The organism is Aquitalea sp., assembly GCF_030150775.1.
Lineage (GTDB): Bacteria > Pseudomonadota > Gammaproteobacteria > Burkholderiales > Chromobacteriaceae > Aquitalea > Aquitalea denitrificans.
Map to the genome: position 1 here is coordinate 51,510 of NZ_JASLFG010000016.1, position 14,030 is coordinate 65,539.

Sequence of the window (14,030 nt, forward strand, 5' to 3'; positions counted from 1 at the left end):
TATTTTCCAGTTGGGGGCAAGCAGGTTTTCCTGGCATGAACAGGCATGCAGCATCGCTGCAGTTGATATGAAAAAGGCCATGCCGGGCATGGCCGTTACAGATGCAGTAAGGGATTCAGGTGGTCTTGTCCAGCGCGCTTTCTATCTCGCGGATATGCGCCTGATGCTTCTGGATGCGCTCGCCAATCGGCGGGCCCTTGAACTGCTTGCGCACACCCAGCACAAACCAGAAAAACAGCAGCACCAGCAGCAGGGCAATGGTCAGGTACAGCACCTTCTCATTCGGTGGTTGCACGCCGACAAAGGCCAGAACGGCACCACCGATGGTGGCCAGCAGGGCGATTGGCTTTGATGCCGCACCCAGGCTGAATGGTCCTTTGTGGGTCCAGGTTTTGCCTTCGGCAAACATGCCGGCGGTGACCGGAATGATGTAGGAAATGTACAGGAACACTGCAGAGCCAGCCGACAGCACGGTAAACGCATCGCCGTACAAGGTGGCAACGATTGCCAGGGTGGCGCTCACCCAGATAGCCAGGCCCGGTGTGCGGTGTACCGGGTGCACTTGCTTGAGCTGATGGGAGAAGGGCAGGCCACCATCGCGGGCAAAGGCGTACATCATGCGTGAGGTGGAAGTCAGGCAGGCCAGACCGCACAGATAGTTGACCAGGAAAATACCGATACCCAGTACTGCCTTCAGAAGCGGGGGCAGGCTGCCCAGCAGCAGGTCGAAAAAGCCCATGCCGGCTTTGACGCCAGCTTGCATGCTGGGTAGTACCAGCACGAAGGTGCAGATCAGGATGTAGCCGAACAGGGCAGACCACAGCACCGAGCGCAGAATGCCCTTGGGTACGTTGTGAGCGGCCTGATGGGTTTCTTCCGAGGTATGGGCGGAGGCGTCATAGCCGGTAAGGGTGTAAACCGTCAGCAGCAAGCCGGACAGGAAAACCAGCAGGCTGTTGTCGGTTTTGGGCCAGGTGCCGCCATCGGCACCGCTGAAATTGCTGAAGGTGAACAGGCGGGAGAAGTCCAGCGGGCCGGGGGCGTAAGCCAGCAACGATACGGTCAGCACCACGGCAATGACAAAAATCAGGTAGCCGGACATATCAGTCAGCCGGGTGGTGATCTTGATGCCCAGGTGATTCAGCCAGGCTTGGCTGATGGTGATGCCGGCCAGGAACAGTGTCTGCTCCGTCCAGGTGAGTTTGTCCGGATTGATGCCCAGCAGTGGTGCGATCAGGGTTTTGAAGAAGGGGTCGTACACCCCGAAATTGACCGAGGCCACCACAAAAATCAGCCCCAGCAGGTTGATCCAGGCCGTCACCCAGCCCAAACCTTTGCCGCCGAGAATGGACGACCAGTGATACAGGCCACCGGCGGTTGGGTAGGACGAAGCAATTTGTGCCATGGCGGCGGCAACAATGCTGGCAAACAGGGCACCCACCGGCCAGCCTATGCCGATGGAAGCGCCGCCTCCGGCGCTTAGTCCGGCGGGAAAGGCGGTAATGCCGCCGGCCAGAATACAGATGATGGAGAAGGAAATGGCAAAGTTGGAAAAACCGCTCATGCGTCTGGACAACTCCTGAGCGTACCCCATGCTGTGTAACAGTTTCTCGTCCTCGCCCTGCGGCGTGGCTGCGTGCTGATCGCGATTCATGATGATCCTTTTTCCGGTGTTGAATGACACGTCATGGAAATGCACTTGCTGAAACATCACCCTTTGCATTGCCAGCCGCTTGCGGGCAAGAGAGTGGCCTGGGTCCGGTATTGCCATGCGGCCTTACCCTTCCCATCGCTTCTGCTCTTGCCTGTCTATTGCTGGCGTTCTGCGGCCCGTTGCTGCCGAAATGACTGAATGGTGGCTTGCGCTGCTGCCGGTTTCAGTTCTTGTTGCTGCTCATTCTGATCAATGCATCAAACAGCGCTTGCTGGCTGCTGTCGTCCGCGGCGGAAAGCTCCGGATGCCACTGCACGGCAATCACTTGTGGTGCGTCGTCGATTTCGATGGCCTCGATGACGCCATCCTCGGCCCAGGCCACCGGCCGTACGCCATCGCCGGCGCGGTCGATTGCCTGGTGATGCCAGGACTTGCTGCTGATCTGCGTGCCACCCAGCAGGCTGGCCAGGTAAGAGTCACCGGCCACGCGCACGCTGTGCAGTGTCGGGTCGCGTGGTGGCACCCGATGCGCCACCGCCTCGCCCACCACATCCGGCAGATGCAGATGCAAGCTGCCGCCCAGGACGGTGTTGAGAATTTGCAAACCGCGGCAGATGGCCAGCGTGGGTAGCTTGCATGCAAGCAGGGAGCGTGCCAGCGCGGTTTCGGTATCGTCCCGCTCTGCACTGAGGTTGTAGATGGTGGGGTGGGCACCGCCATCGAACAGCGCAGGGGCAATATCGCCGCCGCCAATCAGCACCACGCCGTCCAGCACGGCCAACCAGCGCTCAATGGCGGATTCGCCCACCGGCGGCAGCAGTACCGGCACACCACCAGCCCTCACTACGGCATGCACGTAATCCACCGGGGTGTGGTAGCCGTAGCCCTGGCCGGCAGGGTAGGTGGTCAGGCCGATCAGCGGGGGCTTCATGACAGCCTGCCTTCCACTGCTGCCAGATAGATGGCGCTGTAGTCCGCCGCCTGTAGCGCCAGAGGATTGCCGCCGTCGCTGGGGTCAGCCTTGGCCATGCGGCCGATCTCGCTGGCTCGCTCCAGCGGAATGCCGATCTGCCCCAGCGTATGGGGAATGCCCAGCTCACTGCGCAAGGACAGTATCCAGGCCAGGAAACCGTCGAAACTGCAATCGCTCAGGCCGATATAGCGCGCGGCGGCAGTCAGCCGCTCGGCAATGGCGCTGTGGTTGCGCACCATCACATAGGGCAGCAGGATGGCATTGGCCAGGCCGTGATGGGTGTCGAATACCGCACCGATGGGGTGGGCCAGCGCATGTACGCCGCCCAGCCCTTTCTGGAAGGCGGTGGCTCCCATGATGGAGGCGGCCAGCATGTGCGAGCGCGCCTCGATATTGTGGCCGTCAGCATAGGCGGCGGGCAGCCAGTCGTGCACCAGCTTCATGCCCTCAAGTGCCACACCCTGGGCTAGCGGGTGATAAAACGGTGAGCAATAGGCTTCAAAATTGTGCACAAAGGCATCGATGCCGGTGGCTGCCGTCAGATGTGGCGGCAGACCGGTGGTGAGTTCCGGGTCGGCCAGCACCAGCCGTGGCAGCATGGACGGGTGGAAGATGATGACTTTGCGGTGGTCCTCCTCATCGATGATCAGCGAGGCGCGGCCCACTTCCGAGCCGGTGCCGGCGGTGGTGGGAATGGCGATGGTGGGGGCCACGCCGGCCACATTCACCCGCAGCCAGTTGTCGCCCACATCCTCGAAATCCCATAGCGGGCGATCCTGTCCCACCATCAGGGCAATGGCCTTGCCCACATCCAGCGCGCTGCCGCCGCCCACCGCAATCACGCCATCATGCCGGCCTTCCTTATAAGCATGGATGCCGGCGTAGACATCGCGGCCCACCGGGTTGGGACGCATATCGCTGAAAACGGTAGTTTCCAGCCCGGCCGCGTGCAGGTATTCCAGCAGTTTTGCTATCAGCGGCAGGCGGGCCAGTCCGGGGTCGGTGACCAGTAGCGGTCGGCGCATGCCCAGTTGCTGGCACAGTGCTGGCAGCTCGCTGGCGCGGCCGGCACCAAAGCGGATGCTGGTCGGATAGTTCCAGTTACCTTGCAATTGCATGATCTACCCCTTGAGATGGAAGGACTTGATGCGGGTGAGCTGCTGGTAGCCCAGCACCGATAGCGAGATGCCGTGGCCGGTGTCCTTGACCCCGGTCCAGGCCAGGGCTGGGTCCAGGTAGTCGCAGCGGTTCATGAATACGGTGCCGGTGGCAATTTCCTGCCCCAGGCGGATGGCGGCGGCGCTGTCCTGGGTCCACAGCGATGCCGTCAGGCCATAGACGCTGTCGTTCATCAGGGCCACGGCTTCGGCATCGGAATCCACCGGCATGATGCCGATCACCGGGCCAAAGCTTTCGTCACGCATCACGCTCATGCCGTGATGCACGTCCACCAGCACCTGCGGGGCCAGGTAGGCAGTGCCTGGGGCATCTGCGGCAAAATGGCTGACCGGAATCAGCGCCCGCGCCCCGGCAGCCATCGCATCGGCAATCTGGCTGCGTACAAAACTGGCGGCACTGTCGCGCACCATGGGGCCGAGGTTGGTGCTGGCATCCAGCGGATTGCCAAAGCGGTAAGCCTTGGTGAGTTCGACAAAGCCATCGACAAAGGCCTGGTAGTGGCTGTGGTGCACATAAATGCGCTCTATGCCGCAGCAGGATTGCCCGGAGTTGAAAAATGCACCGTCTACCAGGTTTTCGATGGCACTGGCCAGATCGGCATCTTCGCGTACATAGGCCGGGTCCTTGCCGCCCAGCTCCAGCCCCACGCCGATAAAACGGGTGCTGGCTGCCTGCTGCACGGCATGGCCGCCGGCTACCGAGCCGGTAAAGGCGACAAAGTCGATCTGCGGAGCCGCCACCAGCCGCAGGGTAGCGGCATGATCCAGATGCAGGCTCTGGAACACGCCAGCCGGCAAGCCAGCGGCATCGAAGGCTTGCTGGAACAACTCGGCCACCAGTGGGGTTTGCGATGAGTGCTTGAGGATGACGCTATTGCCGGCGGCCAGTGCCGGCACGATGGTGTTGATGGCGGTGAGGAAGGGGTAGTTCCACGGTGCCAGCACCAGTACCGTACCCAGCGGCTCGCGCTGCATGAAACGCTGGAAACCTGCTTTAGCGGTAGGCTGGATATCGGCCAGGCCCTGTTCGGCGATGTCCAGCATGTAACGGGCCCGCTCTTCCAGTCCGCGTAGCTCGCCCGGTGACTGGCTGATGGGGCGGCCGATCTGGCGGGTGATGGCATCGGCACAGCGGTCTTTATTGGCAACCAGCCAGTCCACCGCCTTGCCTATCAGCGCCTTGCGTTCAGATAGCGCGGTATGTCGCCAGCCGCGCTGCGCGGCGCAGGCCGCATTGAGAACTGCCTGGGTCTGGGCGGCGGTGGCGTAGGGGCGTTCCAGCAGGATGGAGCCGTCCAGCGGGGTGGTGACAGCGAATGAGGTGCTCATTTAGATGATCTCGAAGTAGCGTTTCAATTCCCAGTCCGTCACATGGCGCTGGAACTCGCGTTCTTCCCACTCGCGGGTGGCGGCAAAGTGATCGACAAAATCATCGCCGAACCAGTCACGCGCCGCGGCCGAGCCGCGCAGTGCCTGGGCGGCATCCCACAGGGTGCGGTGCAGCTGCAGATGGGGTGGTGCCTGCATCAGGTAACCGTTGGCGGTGACGGCTTCTTCCGGTTCTATCTTGTTCTCGATGCCGTACAGCCCGGCAGCCAGGCCGCTGGCCAAGGCCAGATAGGGATTGGTGTCGGCACCGGGCAGGCGGTACTCCACCCGCTGCGACTTGCTGCTGCCCGGGATGGCACGAATGGCTACGGTACGGTTGTCCACGCCCCATAGCGCACTGGTGGGGGCCCAGTAACCGGGCACCAGCCGACGGAAGCTGTTGATGGTGGGAGCGGCCAGGCTCATGAACTGCGGCATCAGTTTCTGGATGCCGCCAATGAAATGGCGCATGGTGTCGCTGATATTGTGTTCGTGGCCAGCCTGGTGGAAGGCGCTGTGGCCGTCGCGGTCTTTCAGTGAAATATGGATGTGCCCGCCCTGACCGGAGTGTTCTTCATTCCACTTGGCCATGTAGCAGACCATGCGTCCCTGTTTTTCGGCCAGTACCTTGGAGAAGGTCTTGAAGCAGACGGCGTTGTCGGCAGCGGTCATGGCGTGATCCACGGTGAGGGCGGCTTCCAGTGCGCCGGGGCCGGTTTCCTCGTGAAAGCCCTCGATCGGCATGTTCATCTGCTCGCACAGATCCAGCAGGCCGCGATAGAACTCGGTATTCACCGAGTTGCGCAGCACTGAGTAGCCAAATGCGCCGCTGCCCAGTGGCTTGGGCTGCTGGTACAGCCTGCTTTGTAATGCCTCATGGCTTTCGTCGGTAACCAGGAATTCGTACTCGAAACCGGCCATCGGCTCGAAGCCCATGGTGCGGGCCCGCTCTACCACCCGCCGCAGCACGCCGCGCGGACATAGGCCTTCCAGCCGGCCCACCACCTCGCCCTGCACGAAAATCATATTGTCTTCCAGCGGCAGTTCGCGGCAGGACTCGGGGATCAGGCGGATCTGCGCATCGCCATAGCCGCGCCCCCAGCCGGTCAGCAGGGTGTTGTCGTACAGCTTGTCCCCCACATCCCAGCCGAAGACCACGTCACAGAAGCCAAAGCCGCCCTCCAGCGAGGACAGGAACTTGTCACGCGACATATATTTGCCGCACATCACGCCATCGATATCAACCAGGCCAACCTTGATCTGGCGCAGCTGGCGCTGTTCGATCAGGGTTTTCAAATCCGCCATTGTCTTCACATGCCGAGCATCCATGATTGCTCCTTGCGCTGGTGTTGGGGGGTGGCAGGTGCTGTCTTCCTCCTGTTGCGCACAGTATTGTTCGTTAGAAATTTGTCAATCAAGTAGAAAATGTAATAAAAATTAGATTGTGCTATGCAATGTGGAAGCAATGACACAATGCGGCTGAAAGCACGATGGCTGGTATCATCAGCGGGATGTATGCGTTTTTTGCCGAAGTTGGACATTGATAACAACGGCTTGTCAGTCATGGCCTGATTGTGGAGAAAGCCTTGAATCATCAGCGGTCCATTGCGGAAGAGCTCCGCAGCCTGTTCGAAAGCCTGACCCCAACCGAACGCAAGGTGGGCAGGGTGTTGCTGGCCAACTATCCGGTGGCCGGACTGGAAACCATTGCCCAGCTGGCAGCACGGGCGGATGTCAGCGGCCCGACCGTACTGCGGCTGATCAGCAAGCTGGGCTATGACAGCTATACCGCCTTCCAGACTGCCCTGCGCGACGAACTGGAAGTACGGCTGCAGTCACCCCTGGTGCGGCATGATCCGGCCCAGTTGCAGGGTGATCACGATTTTCTGGTGGCTTATGCCAGCAAGGTGGCCCAGCTGATGCAGCAGACGGTGGCCCATTTGCCGCGGGCCGAATTCGATGGCGTGGTCGACATGCTGGGTGAGCGCAAGCACCGCATCTGGCTGCTGGGCGGGCGGCTGACCGACCCGCTGGCTGCCTATCTGTGCCACCACCTGAAAGTAGTACGCGCCGACGTGGTGCACCTGCGCGGCCTGCCGTCCAGTTGGGCGGATTCGCTGGTGGACATGGGCAAGCACGATGTGTTGGTGATCTTTGATATCCGTCGTTACTGGGATGGCGCGCTGAGCATTGCCGAGATGGCCGCCCAGCGTAAAGTCAATGTGCTGCTGTTTACCGATCAGTGGCTGTCACCGGTTTCCCGGGTGGCACGTTTCACCCTGGCCGCGCATACTGCCGGTCCTTCCGGCTGGGACAGCAATACCCCGCTGATGCTGCTGGTGGATGCGGTGATTGCCGCCATCAATACCCGTTACTGGGGAACGATCAGCAACCGCCTGCAGGAGGTGGAAGCCATGCGTGTGCGGCTGGGCGAGGGCAGTGCGCAGGCTGGCGAGTGACAAGGGCGTGCGCAATCTCTAGAATTGCGCCATTCAGATCTACATGCCTTACAGGATCCAGCCATGCCGTCTTTTGATATCGTTTCCGAAGTCAATAAAGTAGAAGTGCGCAATGCCGTCGAGCAGTCCAATAAAGAAGTCTCCACCCGCTACGATTTCAAGGGCAGTGATTCCCGCATCGAGCAGACCGACAAGGAAATCACCCTGTATGCCGATGCCGAATTCCAGCTGGACCAGGTCAACGACATCCTGGTGAGCAAGCTGTCCAAGCGCAACGTGGATGTCCGCAGCCTGGAATATGGCAAGCTGGAAAAGGTGAGCGGCAACAAGGTGAAAAAAGTGCTGACCGTGAAGGAAGGCCTGGAAACCGAAATGGCCAAGAAGATCGTCCGTATCATCAAGGATGCCAAGCTGAAGGTGCAGGCCAGCATTCAGGGCGAAGCGGTGCGCGTGTCCGGTGCCAAGCGTGATCTGCTGCAGGAATGCATTGCCCTGCTGCGCAAGGAGATTGCTGACGACAAGGAAAACGGTGTGCCGCTGCAGTTCAACAACTTCCGCGACTGAGCCAGCGCCGTTTTCTGGCAGATTACACCGGCCCCCTGGGCCGGTTTTGCTTTTGCCGGACGTCCCTCCTACAATACGGCCCTTGTTGAATAGACAGCAACCTGCGCATTGGAATCAGCATGTTACGCATTACCGAACTCAAACTGCCGCTGGATCACAGCGAAGCAGAACTGACCGAGGCCATTGTGGCCTTTCTCGGCATCAAGCCAGCCGAGCTGAAAAACTACACCGTATTCAAGCGCAGCTATGATGCCCGCCGTGGCGTGATGAGCCTGGCCTACATCATCGATATGGAAGTGGAAGGCGAAGCCAGGCTGCTGGCCCGTTTCAAGGGCAATGTCCATGTGCTGCCCACGCCGGATACCAGCTATCACTTTGTCACCCAAGCCCCGGCCACGCTGGCCAAGCGTCCGGTGGTGGTGGGTTTTGGTCCCTGTGGCCTGCTGGCTGCCTTGCTGCTGGCGCAGATGGGCTTCAAGCCCATCGTGCTGGAGCGCGGCAAGAAAGTGCGTGAACGTACCAAGGATACCTGGGGCCTGTGGCGCAAGAATGTGCTGAACCCGGAATCCAATGTGCAGTTTGGTGAGGGTGGGGCTGGTACTTTCTCCGACGGCAAGCTGTACAGTCAGATCAAGGATCCGCGCCATTTGGGCCGCAAGGTGCTGACCGAGTTCGTCAAGGCCGGCGCGCCAGAGGAAATCCTGTTCATCGCCAAGCCCCATATCGGCACCTTCCGCCTGGTCAGCATGGTGGAGAAGATGCGGGCGGAAATCGAGGCGCTGGGCGGTGAAATCCGCTTTCAGCAACGCGTGACCGATTTGCACATCGACAATGGCCACATCCGTGGCCTGACGCTGGCTGATGGCAGCCAGATCGAGGCCGACCACGTGATTCTGGCACTGGGCCATAGCGCACGCGATACCTTCGAGATGCTGCATCAGCGCGGTGTGTTCATGGAGGCCAAGCCGTTCTCGGTGGGCTTCCGTATCGAACACCCGCAAGCCCTGATCGACAAGGCGCGCTGGGGCAAATATGCTGGTCACCCCATTCTGGGGGCGGCGGATTACAAACTGGTGCACCACGCCAGCAACGGTCGTGCGGTTTACAGCTTCTGTATGTGTCCGGGTGGTCAGGTGGTTGCAGCCACCTCGGAAGAAGGCCGCGTGGTAACCAATGGCATGAGCCAGTATTCCCGTGCCGAGCGCAATGCCAACTCCGGCATGGTGGTCAGCATCAACCCGGAAGACTACCCAGGCGGTGCACTGGCGGGCATTGCCTTCCAGCGCGCGCTGGAAAGCCACGCCTATGTGCTGGGCGGCAGTACTTACGAGGCCCCGGCCCAACTGGTGGGCGATTTCCTGGCTGGCCGCGCCTCTACCGCAGTCGGTTCGGTGGAACCGTCCTACCAGCCTGGCGTGCATTGGACCGACCTGTCCAGCGCGCTGCCGGACTTTGCCATCGCCGCCATGCGCGAGGCGCTGCCAGAGTTTGGCAAGAAGATTCGCGGCTACGACATGCACGATGCCGTGCTGACCGGGGTGGAAACCCGCACCAGCTCGCCGCTACGCATCACCCGTGGTGAGGATTTGCAAAGCCTGAACGTGAAGGGCCTGTATCCTGCCGGTGAAGGTGCTGGCTACGCCGGCGGTATCTTATCCGCTGGTGTGGATGGCATCCGTGTGGCCGAGGCGCTGGCTTTGAATATGGCAGCACAAGTTTGACGATTTTCTCCATGACTTGACAGGTCTGGCGCCACGTCCGGTGTTGGCGCTATATGCCATAAGATGGATTGCAGTATTAAATGAATAATGAATGATGATGTTGTGCCTGGGCGCTTCTGCAGAAGCGCCTTTTTTATTGGTATTATGAATTGCGTTTTATTAATGGCTGCGGTCATTAAGAGTGAAATACATTCAATGTGATTGGTCTGAATAAATTCACATAGTTTATGGCGATTTATTTGCTGATATTTTAACCTGTACTAAAGGTCAAGATTGACTTGTGTGGCGTTGCTTGAAGCTAATGATGGGGGTGCTATAAGCAAGATATTTACCACCAAATGTCTGAGGTGTTTGATGAAGCTCTCATCAAGATTGTTAATGTCCATTCTGGTTTCAGTGTTGACCATGCTGATTCTGGTCGTAATGGCAATCAGTTTTGAAAAAATGGCAGATCGCAGACTGGATGATGCGTTGAATAATCTGCTGCCATCGGTCAAAGATCTGAATGGCGCTATTGATGCATTTGTCGAAATGCGCACTGATGCCAATAAAACGCTATTGGTTGATTCTACTGAAGAGCGAAAAAAGCTGCTACAGATGTTTCAATCTTCAGCCGTGCAGCTAAAGCAGGCGCTGGACCGGTATGAAAAAAATGATATATACGACCAGCAGGATAAGATACTGCTTTTGAAGGATGAGGAGACATTTGATCGTTATAATAAGGCGGTGCTGTCTGCACTCGCGCTGGAGGCTACGGCAACCGGGCGAGGTATTGCCCTTGGCCATTTTTTGACTGGGGATGTCAAGATGGCGGCCGAGGCATTTATGCGCGCTATTCGTGAGCATGTTGCCTACAATATGAAAATTGCGGAGAATATTCAACACGAGGATGCATCAGCCTCGGCCCGCAATGTGCTTATACTCTCTTCAGTTGCCGGAATTTCTTTTCTGATATTGTCGCTTGTATATTTAAATGTTTATCGGGCTATCGCTGGTGGCTTGGCTGAAATGAAATCCGTTATTTATCAGTTAAATAAGGATAAGAATCTCACCGTGCGCCATGTGCGAAAGGGTAGGGATGAGGTCTGTGAGGTGCTGAATACCGTGAATGCACTGATTGAGAATCTGCATCATAACTTTGGCGAAATGCAGACCAGTGCCCGTGCCGTGATGACTTCTTCCAAAGAGTTCAGTCAGTCTGCTAAAGAAGTATCCTCTGCATCCAATCAGCAAAGTGAAGCTTCTGCCAGTATGGCCGCTTCGATCGAACAAATGACGGTTGCGGTGAACCATATTGCCGAACGTGCCACGCATGCGCGCAATCTGGGGCAGGAGGCTGGAACGCTGGCGCATCAAGGCTCGGCCACCATTACCCAGACCATTCAGGATATACGTGAAATTTCTCAGGCTGTGGAAAAGTCCGGAGTCAGCATTCGGGAATTGGAAAACTATAGCGGTACAGTAAATACTGTGGTGCTGGTGATCAAGGATATCGCCGACCAGACCAATTTGTTGGCCTTGAATGCTGCAATAGAGGCGGCGCGCGCGGGCGAGTTGGGCCGAGGTTTTGCCGTGGTGGCCGACGAAGTACGCAAGCTGGCGGAACGTACCGCGGTTTCCACGCAGGAGATCTCACAAACCATCAATGCCATGCGAGAGAAGTCCACCCAGGCAACCGAGCAGATGAAAGTAGCCGAGGAGTTGGCGCGGATGGGTGTTTCAAGAGCGGATGACGCCGATCAGGCCATCGGCAGAATTGGCGATGCCACTGGAAATACCGTGAAAATGGTAGAAGAAATGGCCATTTCCATTACCGAGCAGGGGTTGGCGGCCAACAGTATTGCCCAGCGTATTGAACAGGTGGTGCAAATGGCGGAGGCGTCATCCGTTAGCGCTGCAGATGCAGCGCGTAATGCAGGGCAATTACTGTCCTTGGCGGAAAAACAAATCGGCATCATCCAGCAGTACACCTTGTAAGTCTGCCGCGGGCCTGCACGGCAAAACGGGCCTTCGCCACCACTGGCAAAGGCCCGCATGTTTACAACAAGCCGGATCGGTTTACAGCTTGATCAGCGTGCTCTTCAGTTCGGTGTATTTTTCCAGCGCGTGCAGTGACTTGTCGCGACCATTACCCGACTGCTTGAAGCCGCCGAAGGGGAAGTTCATATCGCCGCCTTCGTCGTAGCAGTTCACCCATACCGTACCGGCGCGCAGGCGGCGTGATACCTGATGCGCGGTAGTCACGTTGGCAGTCCATACCGCGGCAGCCAGGCCGTATTCGGAGTCATTGGCGATGCGCACGGCCTCGTCGATGGTGTCGAAGGTGATCACCGACAGCACCGGCCCGAAGATTTCTTCGCGGCAGGTGGTCATGTCCGGGCGCGGGCAGTCAAAGGCGGTGGGTTCGATGAACAGGCCCCGGTCGGTGTGGGTGGCCTTGCCGCCGCAGATCAGGCCGGCACCTTCGCTGATGCCCTTGTCCACGTAGGACAGCACCTTGTCGTACTGGATCTTGTCCACGATGGCACCCATGCTGGTGGCCGGGTCCAGCGGATCGCCCGGATACCAGCCTTCCGCTGCCTTTTTGAATTCAGCCAGGAATTGTTCCTTCACCTTGCTGTGCACCAGCACACGTGAACCGGCGGTGCACATTTCACCCATATTGAAGAAAATGCCACCGGCGGCGGTGCGGGCGGCCTTGGCGATATCGGCGCAGTCTTCCAGCACGATATTGGGCGACTTGCCACCCAGTTCCAGCCACACGCGCTTGAGGTTGGATTGCGCTGCGTAGCCGGCAATCAGCTTGCCCACGCCGGTGGAACCGGTGAAGGCCAGGCAATCCACATCCATGTGCAGCGCCAGTGCCTTGCCGACTTCACCTGCACCCGGCAGCACCTGGAAGATACCGTCGGGGATGCCAGCGTCCTTGGCCAGCTGTGCCAGACGAATGGCGGTGAGTGGGGATTTTTCCGACGGCTTGACGATGACGGCGTTACCCGCAGCCAGCGCCGGGCCGAATTTCCAGCTGGCCATCAGGATGGGGAAGTTCCACGGCACCACGGCGGCTACCACGCCAATGGCTTCGCGGGTAACCAGGCCCACCAGTTTCGGATCGACCGGGGCCACTTCGCCGCCGATCTTGTCGATGGCCTCGGCAAACCATTCCACGCAGTAGGCTGCGCCCGGCACGTCCACGGTGGTGGAGTCGCCAATCGGCTTGCCCATGTCCAGGGTTTCCAGCAGGGCCAGCTCGTCGCCATGTTCGCGGATCAGCGCGGCAAAGCGCTTGAGGATCTTGCCGCGTGCCAGCGGTGCCAGCTCGGACCATGCACCGGAATCAAAGGCAGTGCGGGCGGCCTTGACGGCAGCCTCGACCTCGGCCTCGCCGCAGCAGGCGATGTCCGCCAGCTTCTGGCCATTGGCCGGGTTGATGCAGTCGAAAGTCTTGCCATCCGCAGCAGCGGTATAGCTGCCGTTGATGAAGGCGCGGCCTTCGATATTGAGTTCGGCAGCAAACTGCTTCCACTGTGCATGGGTACGAGCCATTGGTGTTCTCCTGGTGTTATATGCGGTGATCCCGGTTGCTCGTGGCTGGCAACCGTCAATCAGAATGTGGGCGGCGAGCTGGCGCTGACAATTTCACAGACTTGCTTGCCGGTATTGCGGAAGCGGTGCGGCAGTTTGCTGTCGAAATAGTAAGAGTCGCCCGGGCCCAGGACACGGGTTTCATTGTTGACCGTGAGTTCTATCGAGCCGGCAATGATGACGCCGCCTTCCTGGCCTTCGTGCATCAGCATGTCCGGACCGGTGTCGGCACCCGGTTCGTAATGTTCTTTCAGAATGGCAATGTCACGGCGTTCGTGGGCAGTGCCAACCAGCAGCAGCTTGATTTGATCATTGCCCAGATTGGGCAGCTCCTTGGCCTGATAAAACACACGCGGCTGTTGCGGCTCTACATCAAAAGTGAAGAAATCGGCCAGGGTCATGGGCATGCCCTCCAGCACTTTCTTCAGGGAGCTGATCGATGGGCTGACGCGATTCTGCTCGATCAGCGAGATCGTGCCGTTTGTCACGCCTGCCCGTTTGGCAAGTTCGCGTTGCGAGAGTCCGGCG

11 protein-coding genes are annotated in these 14,030 nt (G+C 59.1%); 4 read left to right on the forward strand and 7 right to left on the reverse strand.

Annotation, left to right across the window (positions count from 1 at the left end; translation table 11 throughout):
• Positions 1-115 precede the first annotated feature (115 nt).
• The 5 genes from QVF59_RS05890 to QVF59_RS05910 all read right to left on the reverse strand — a co-directional run bounded on the left by QVF59_RS05890 (position 116) and on the right by QVF59_RS05910 (position 6,502).
• On the reverse strand, positions 116-1,654 hold the full coding sequence (locus tag QVF59_RS05890; RefSeq protein ID WP_287878024.1) for an amino acid permease: 1,539 nt from the start codon (positions 1,652-1,654) through the stop codon (positions 116-118).
• Positions 1,655-1,877: 223 nt separating this feature from the next.
• Positions 1,878-2,585: a gamma-glutamyl-gamma-aminobutyrate hydrolase family protein gene (locus QVF59_RS05895; RefSeq protein ID WP_287878026.1), complete on the reverse strand. Its 708-nt coding sequence runs from the start codon at positions 2,583-2,585 to the stop codon at positions 1,878-1,880.
• Entirely contained in the window at positions 2,582-3,745 is a 1,164-nt protein-coding gene (locus tag QVF59_RS05900; RefSeq protein WP_287878028.1) for an iron-containing alcohol dehydrogenase, read from the reverse strand. Before QVF59_RS05900 ends, QVF59_RS05895 begins: the two co-directional genes overlap by 4 nt.
• A 3-nt stretch (positions 3,746-3,748) precedes the next feature.
• The gene (locus tag QVF59_RS05905; protein ID WP_287878029.1) at positions 3,749-5,134 is read right to left on the reverse strand and encodes an aldehyde dehydrogenase family protein; all 1,386 of its coding nucleotides are present in this window, start codon (positions 5,132-5,134) and stop codon (positions 3,749-3,751) included.
• Positions 5,135-6,502 (reverse strand): glutamine synthetase family protein, encoded by a 1,368-nt coding sequence (locus tag QVF59_RS05910; RefSeq protein ID WP_287878030.1) that lies wholly within the window; start codon positions 6,500-6,502, stop codon positions 5,135-5,137.
• 257 nt (positions 6,503-6,759) lie between these two features.
• On the opposite strand from QVF59_RS05910, the gene QVF59_RS05915 reads away from it, so the two are divergent.
• From QVF59_RS05915 to QVF59_RS05930, 4 genes are all read left to right on the forward strand, one after another.
• Positions 6,760-7,632 carry a MurR/RpiR family transcriptional regulator gene (locus tag QVF59_RS05915; protein ID WP_159877973.1) on the forward strand — a complete coding sequence of 291 codons (873 nt, stop codon included), beginning with the start codon at positions 6,760-6,762 and terminating at the stop codon, positions 7,630-7,632.
• A gap of 63 nt (positions 7,633-7,695) precedes the next feature.
• Positions 7,696-8,196: a YajQ family cyclic di-GMP-binding protein gene (locus QVF59_RS05920; protein WP_159877972.1), complete on the forward strand. Its 501-nt coding sequence runs from the start codon at positions 7,696-7,698 to the stop codon at positions 8,194-8,196.
• Between the two features lie 119 nt (positions 8,197-8,315).
• Positions 8,316-9,917, forward strand: coding sequence for an NAD(P)/FAD-dependent oxidoreductase (locus QVF59_RS05925; RefSeq protein ID WP_159877970.1), 1,602 nt, complete (start codon positions 8,316-8,318; stop codon positions 9,915-9,917).
• A gap of 354 nt (positions 9,918-10,271) precedes the next feature.
• Positions 10,272-11,894, forward strand: a complete 1,623-nt coding sequence (locus tag QVF59_RS05930) for a methyl-accepting chemotaxis protein (protein ID WP_287878034.1) — start codon at positions 10,272-10,274, stop codon at positions 11,892-11,894.
• An 81-nt stretch (positions 11,895-11,975) separates the two neighbouring features.
• On the opposite strand, the gene QVF59_RS05935 is transcribed toward QVF59_RS05930, so the two are convergent.
• Positions 11,976-13,463: an aldehyde dehydrogenase gene (locus QVF59_RS05935; RefSeq protein WP_159877966.1), complete on the reverse strand. Its 1,488-nt coding sequence runs from the start codon at positions 13,461-13,463 to the stop codon at positions 11,976-11,978.
• Positions 13,464-13,522: 59 nt separating this feature from the next.
• The coding region (locus QVF59_RS05940) for a cupin domain-containing protein (protein ID WP_287878036.1) at positions 13,523-14,030 on the reverse strand (508 nt) is incomplete at its 5' end.

What these genes read in the sequence shown, in the direction of transcription:
- QVF59_RS05905 (WP_287878029.1), bottom strand. Translation starts at nt 5,134, where the DNA reads ATGAGCACCTCATTCGCTGTCACCACCCCGCTGGACGGCTCCATCCTG.
- QVF59_RS05930 (WP_287878034.1), top strand. Translation starts at nt 10,272, where the DNA reads ATGAAGCTCTCATCAAGATTGTTAATGTCCATTCTGGTTTCAGTGTTG.
- QVF59_RS05920 (WP_159877972.1), top strand. Translation starts at nt 7,696, where the DNA reads ATGCCGTCTTTTGATATCGTTTCCGAAGTCAATAAAGTAGAAGTGCGC.
- QVF59_RS05910 (WP_287878030.1), bottom strand. Translation starts at nt 6,502, where the DNA reads ATGGATGCTCGGCATGTGAAGACAATGGCGGATTTGAAAACCCTGATC.
- QVF59_RS05925 (WP_159877970.1), top strand. Translation starts at nt 8,316, where the DNA reads ATGTTACGCATTACCGAACTCAAACTGCCGCTGGATCACAGCGAAGCA.
- QVF59_RS05900 (WP_287878028.1), bottom strand. Translation starts at nt 3,745, where the DNA reads ATGCAATTGCAAGGTAACTGGAACTATCCGACCAGCATCCGCTTTGGT.
- QVF59_RS05895 (WP_287878026.1), bottom strand. Translation starts at nt 2,585, where the DNA reads ATGAAGCCCCCGCTGATCGGCCTGACCACCTACCCTGCCGGCCAGGGC.
- QVF59_RS05890 (WP_287878024.1), bottom strand. Translation starts at nt 1,654, where the DNA reads ATGAATCGCGATCAGCACGCAGCCACGCCGCAGGGCGAGGACGAGAAA.
- QVF59_RS05935 (WP_159877966.1), bottom strand. Translation starts at nt 13,463, where the DNA reads ATGGCTCGTACCCATGCACAGTGGAAGCAGTTTGCTGCCGAACTCAAT.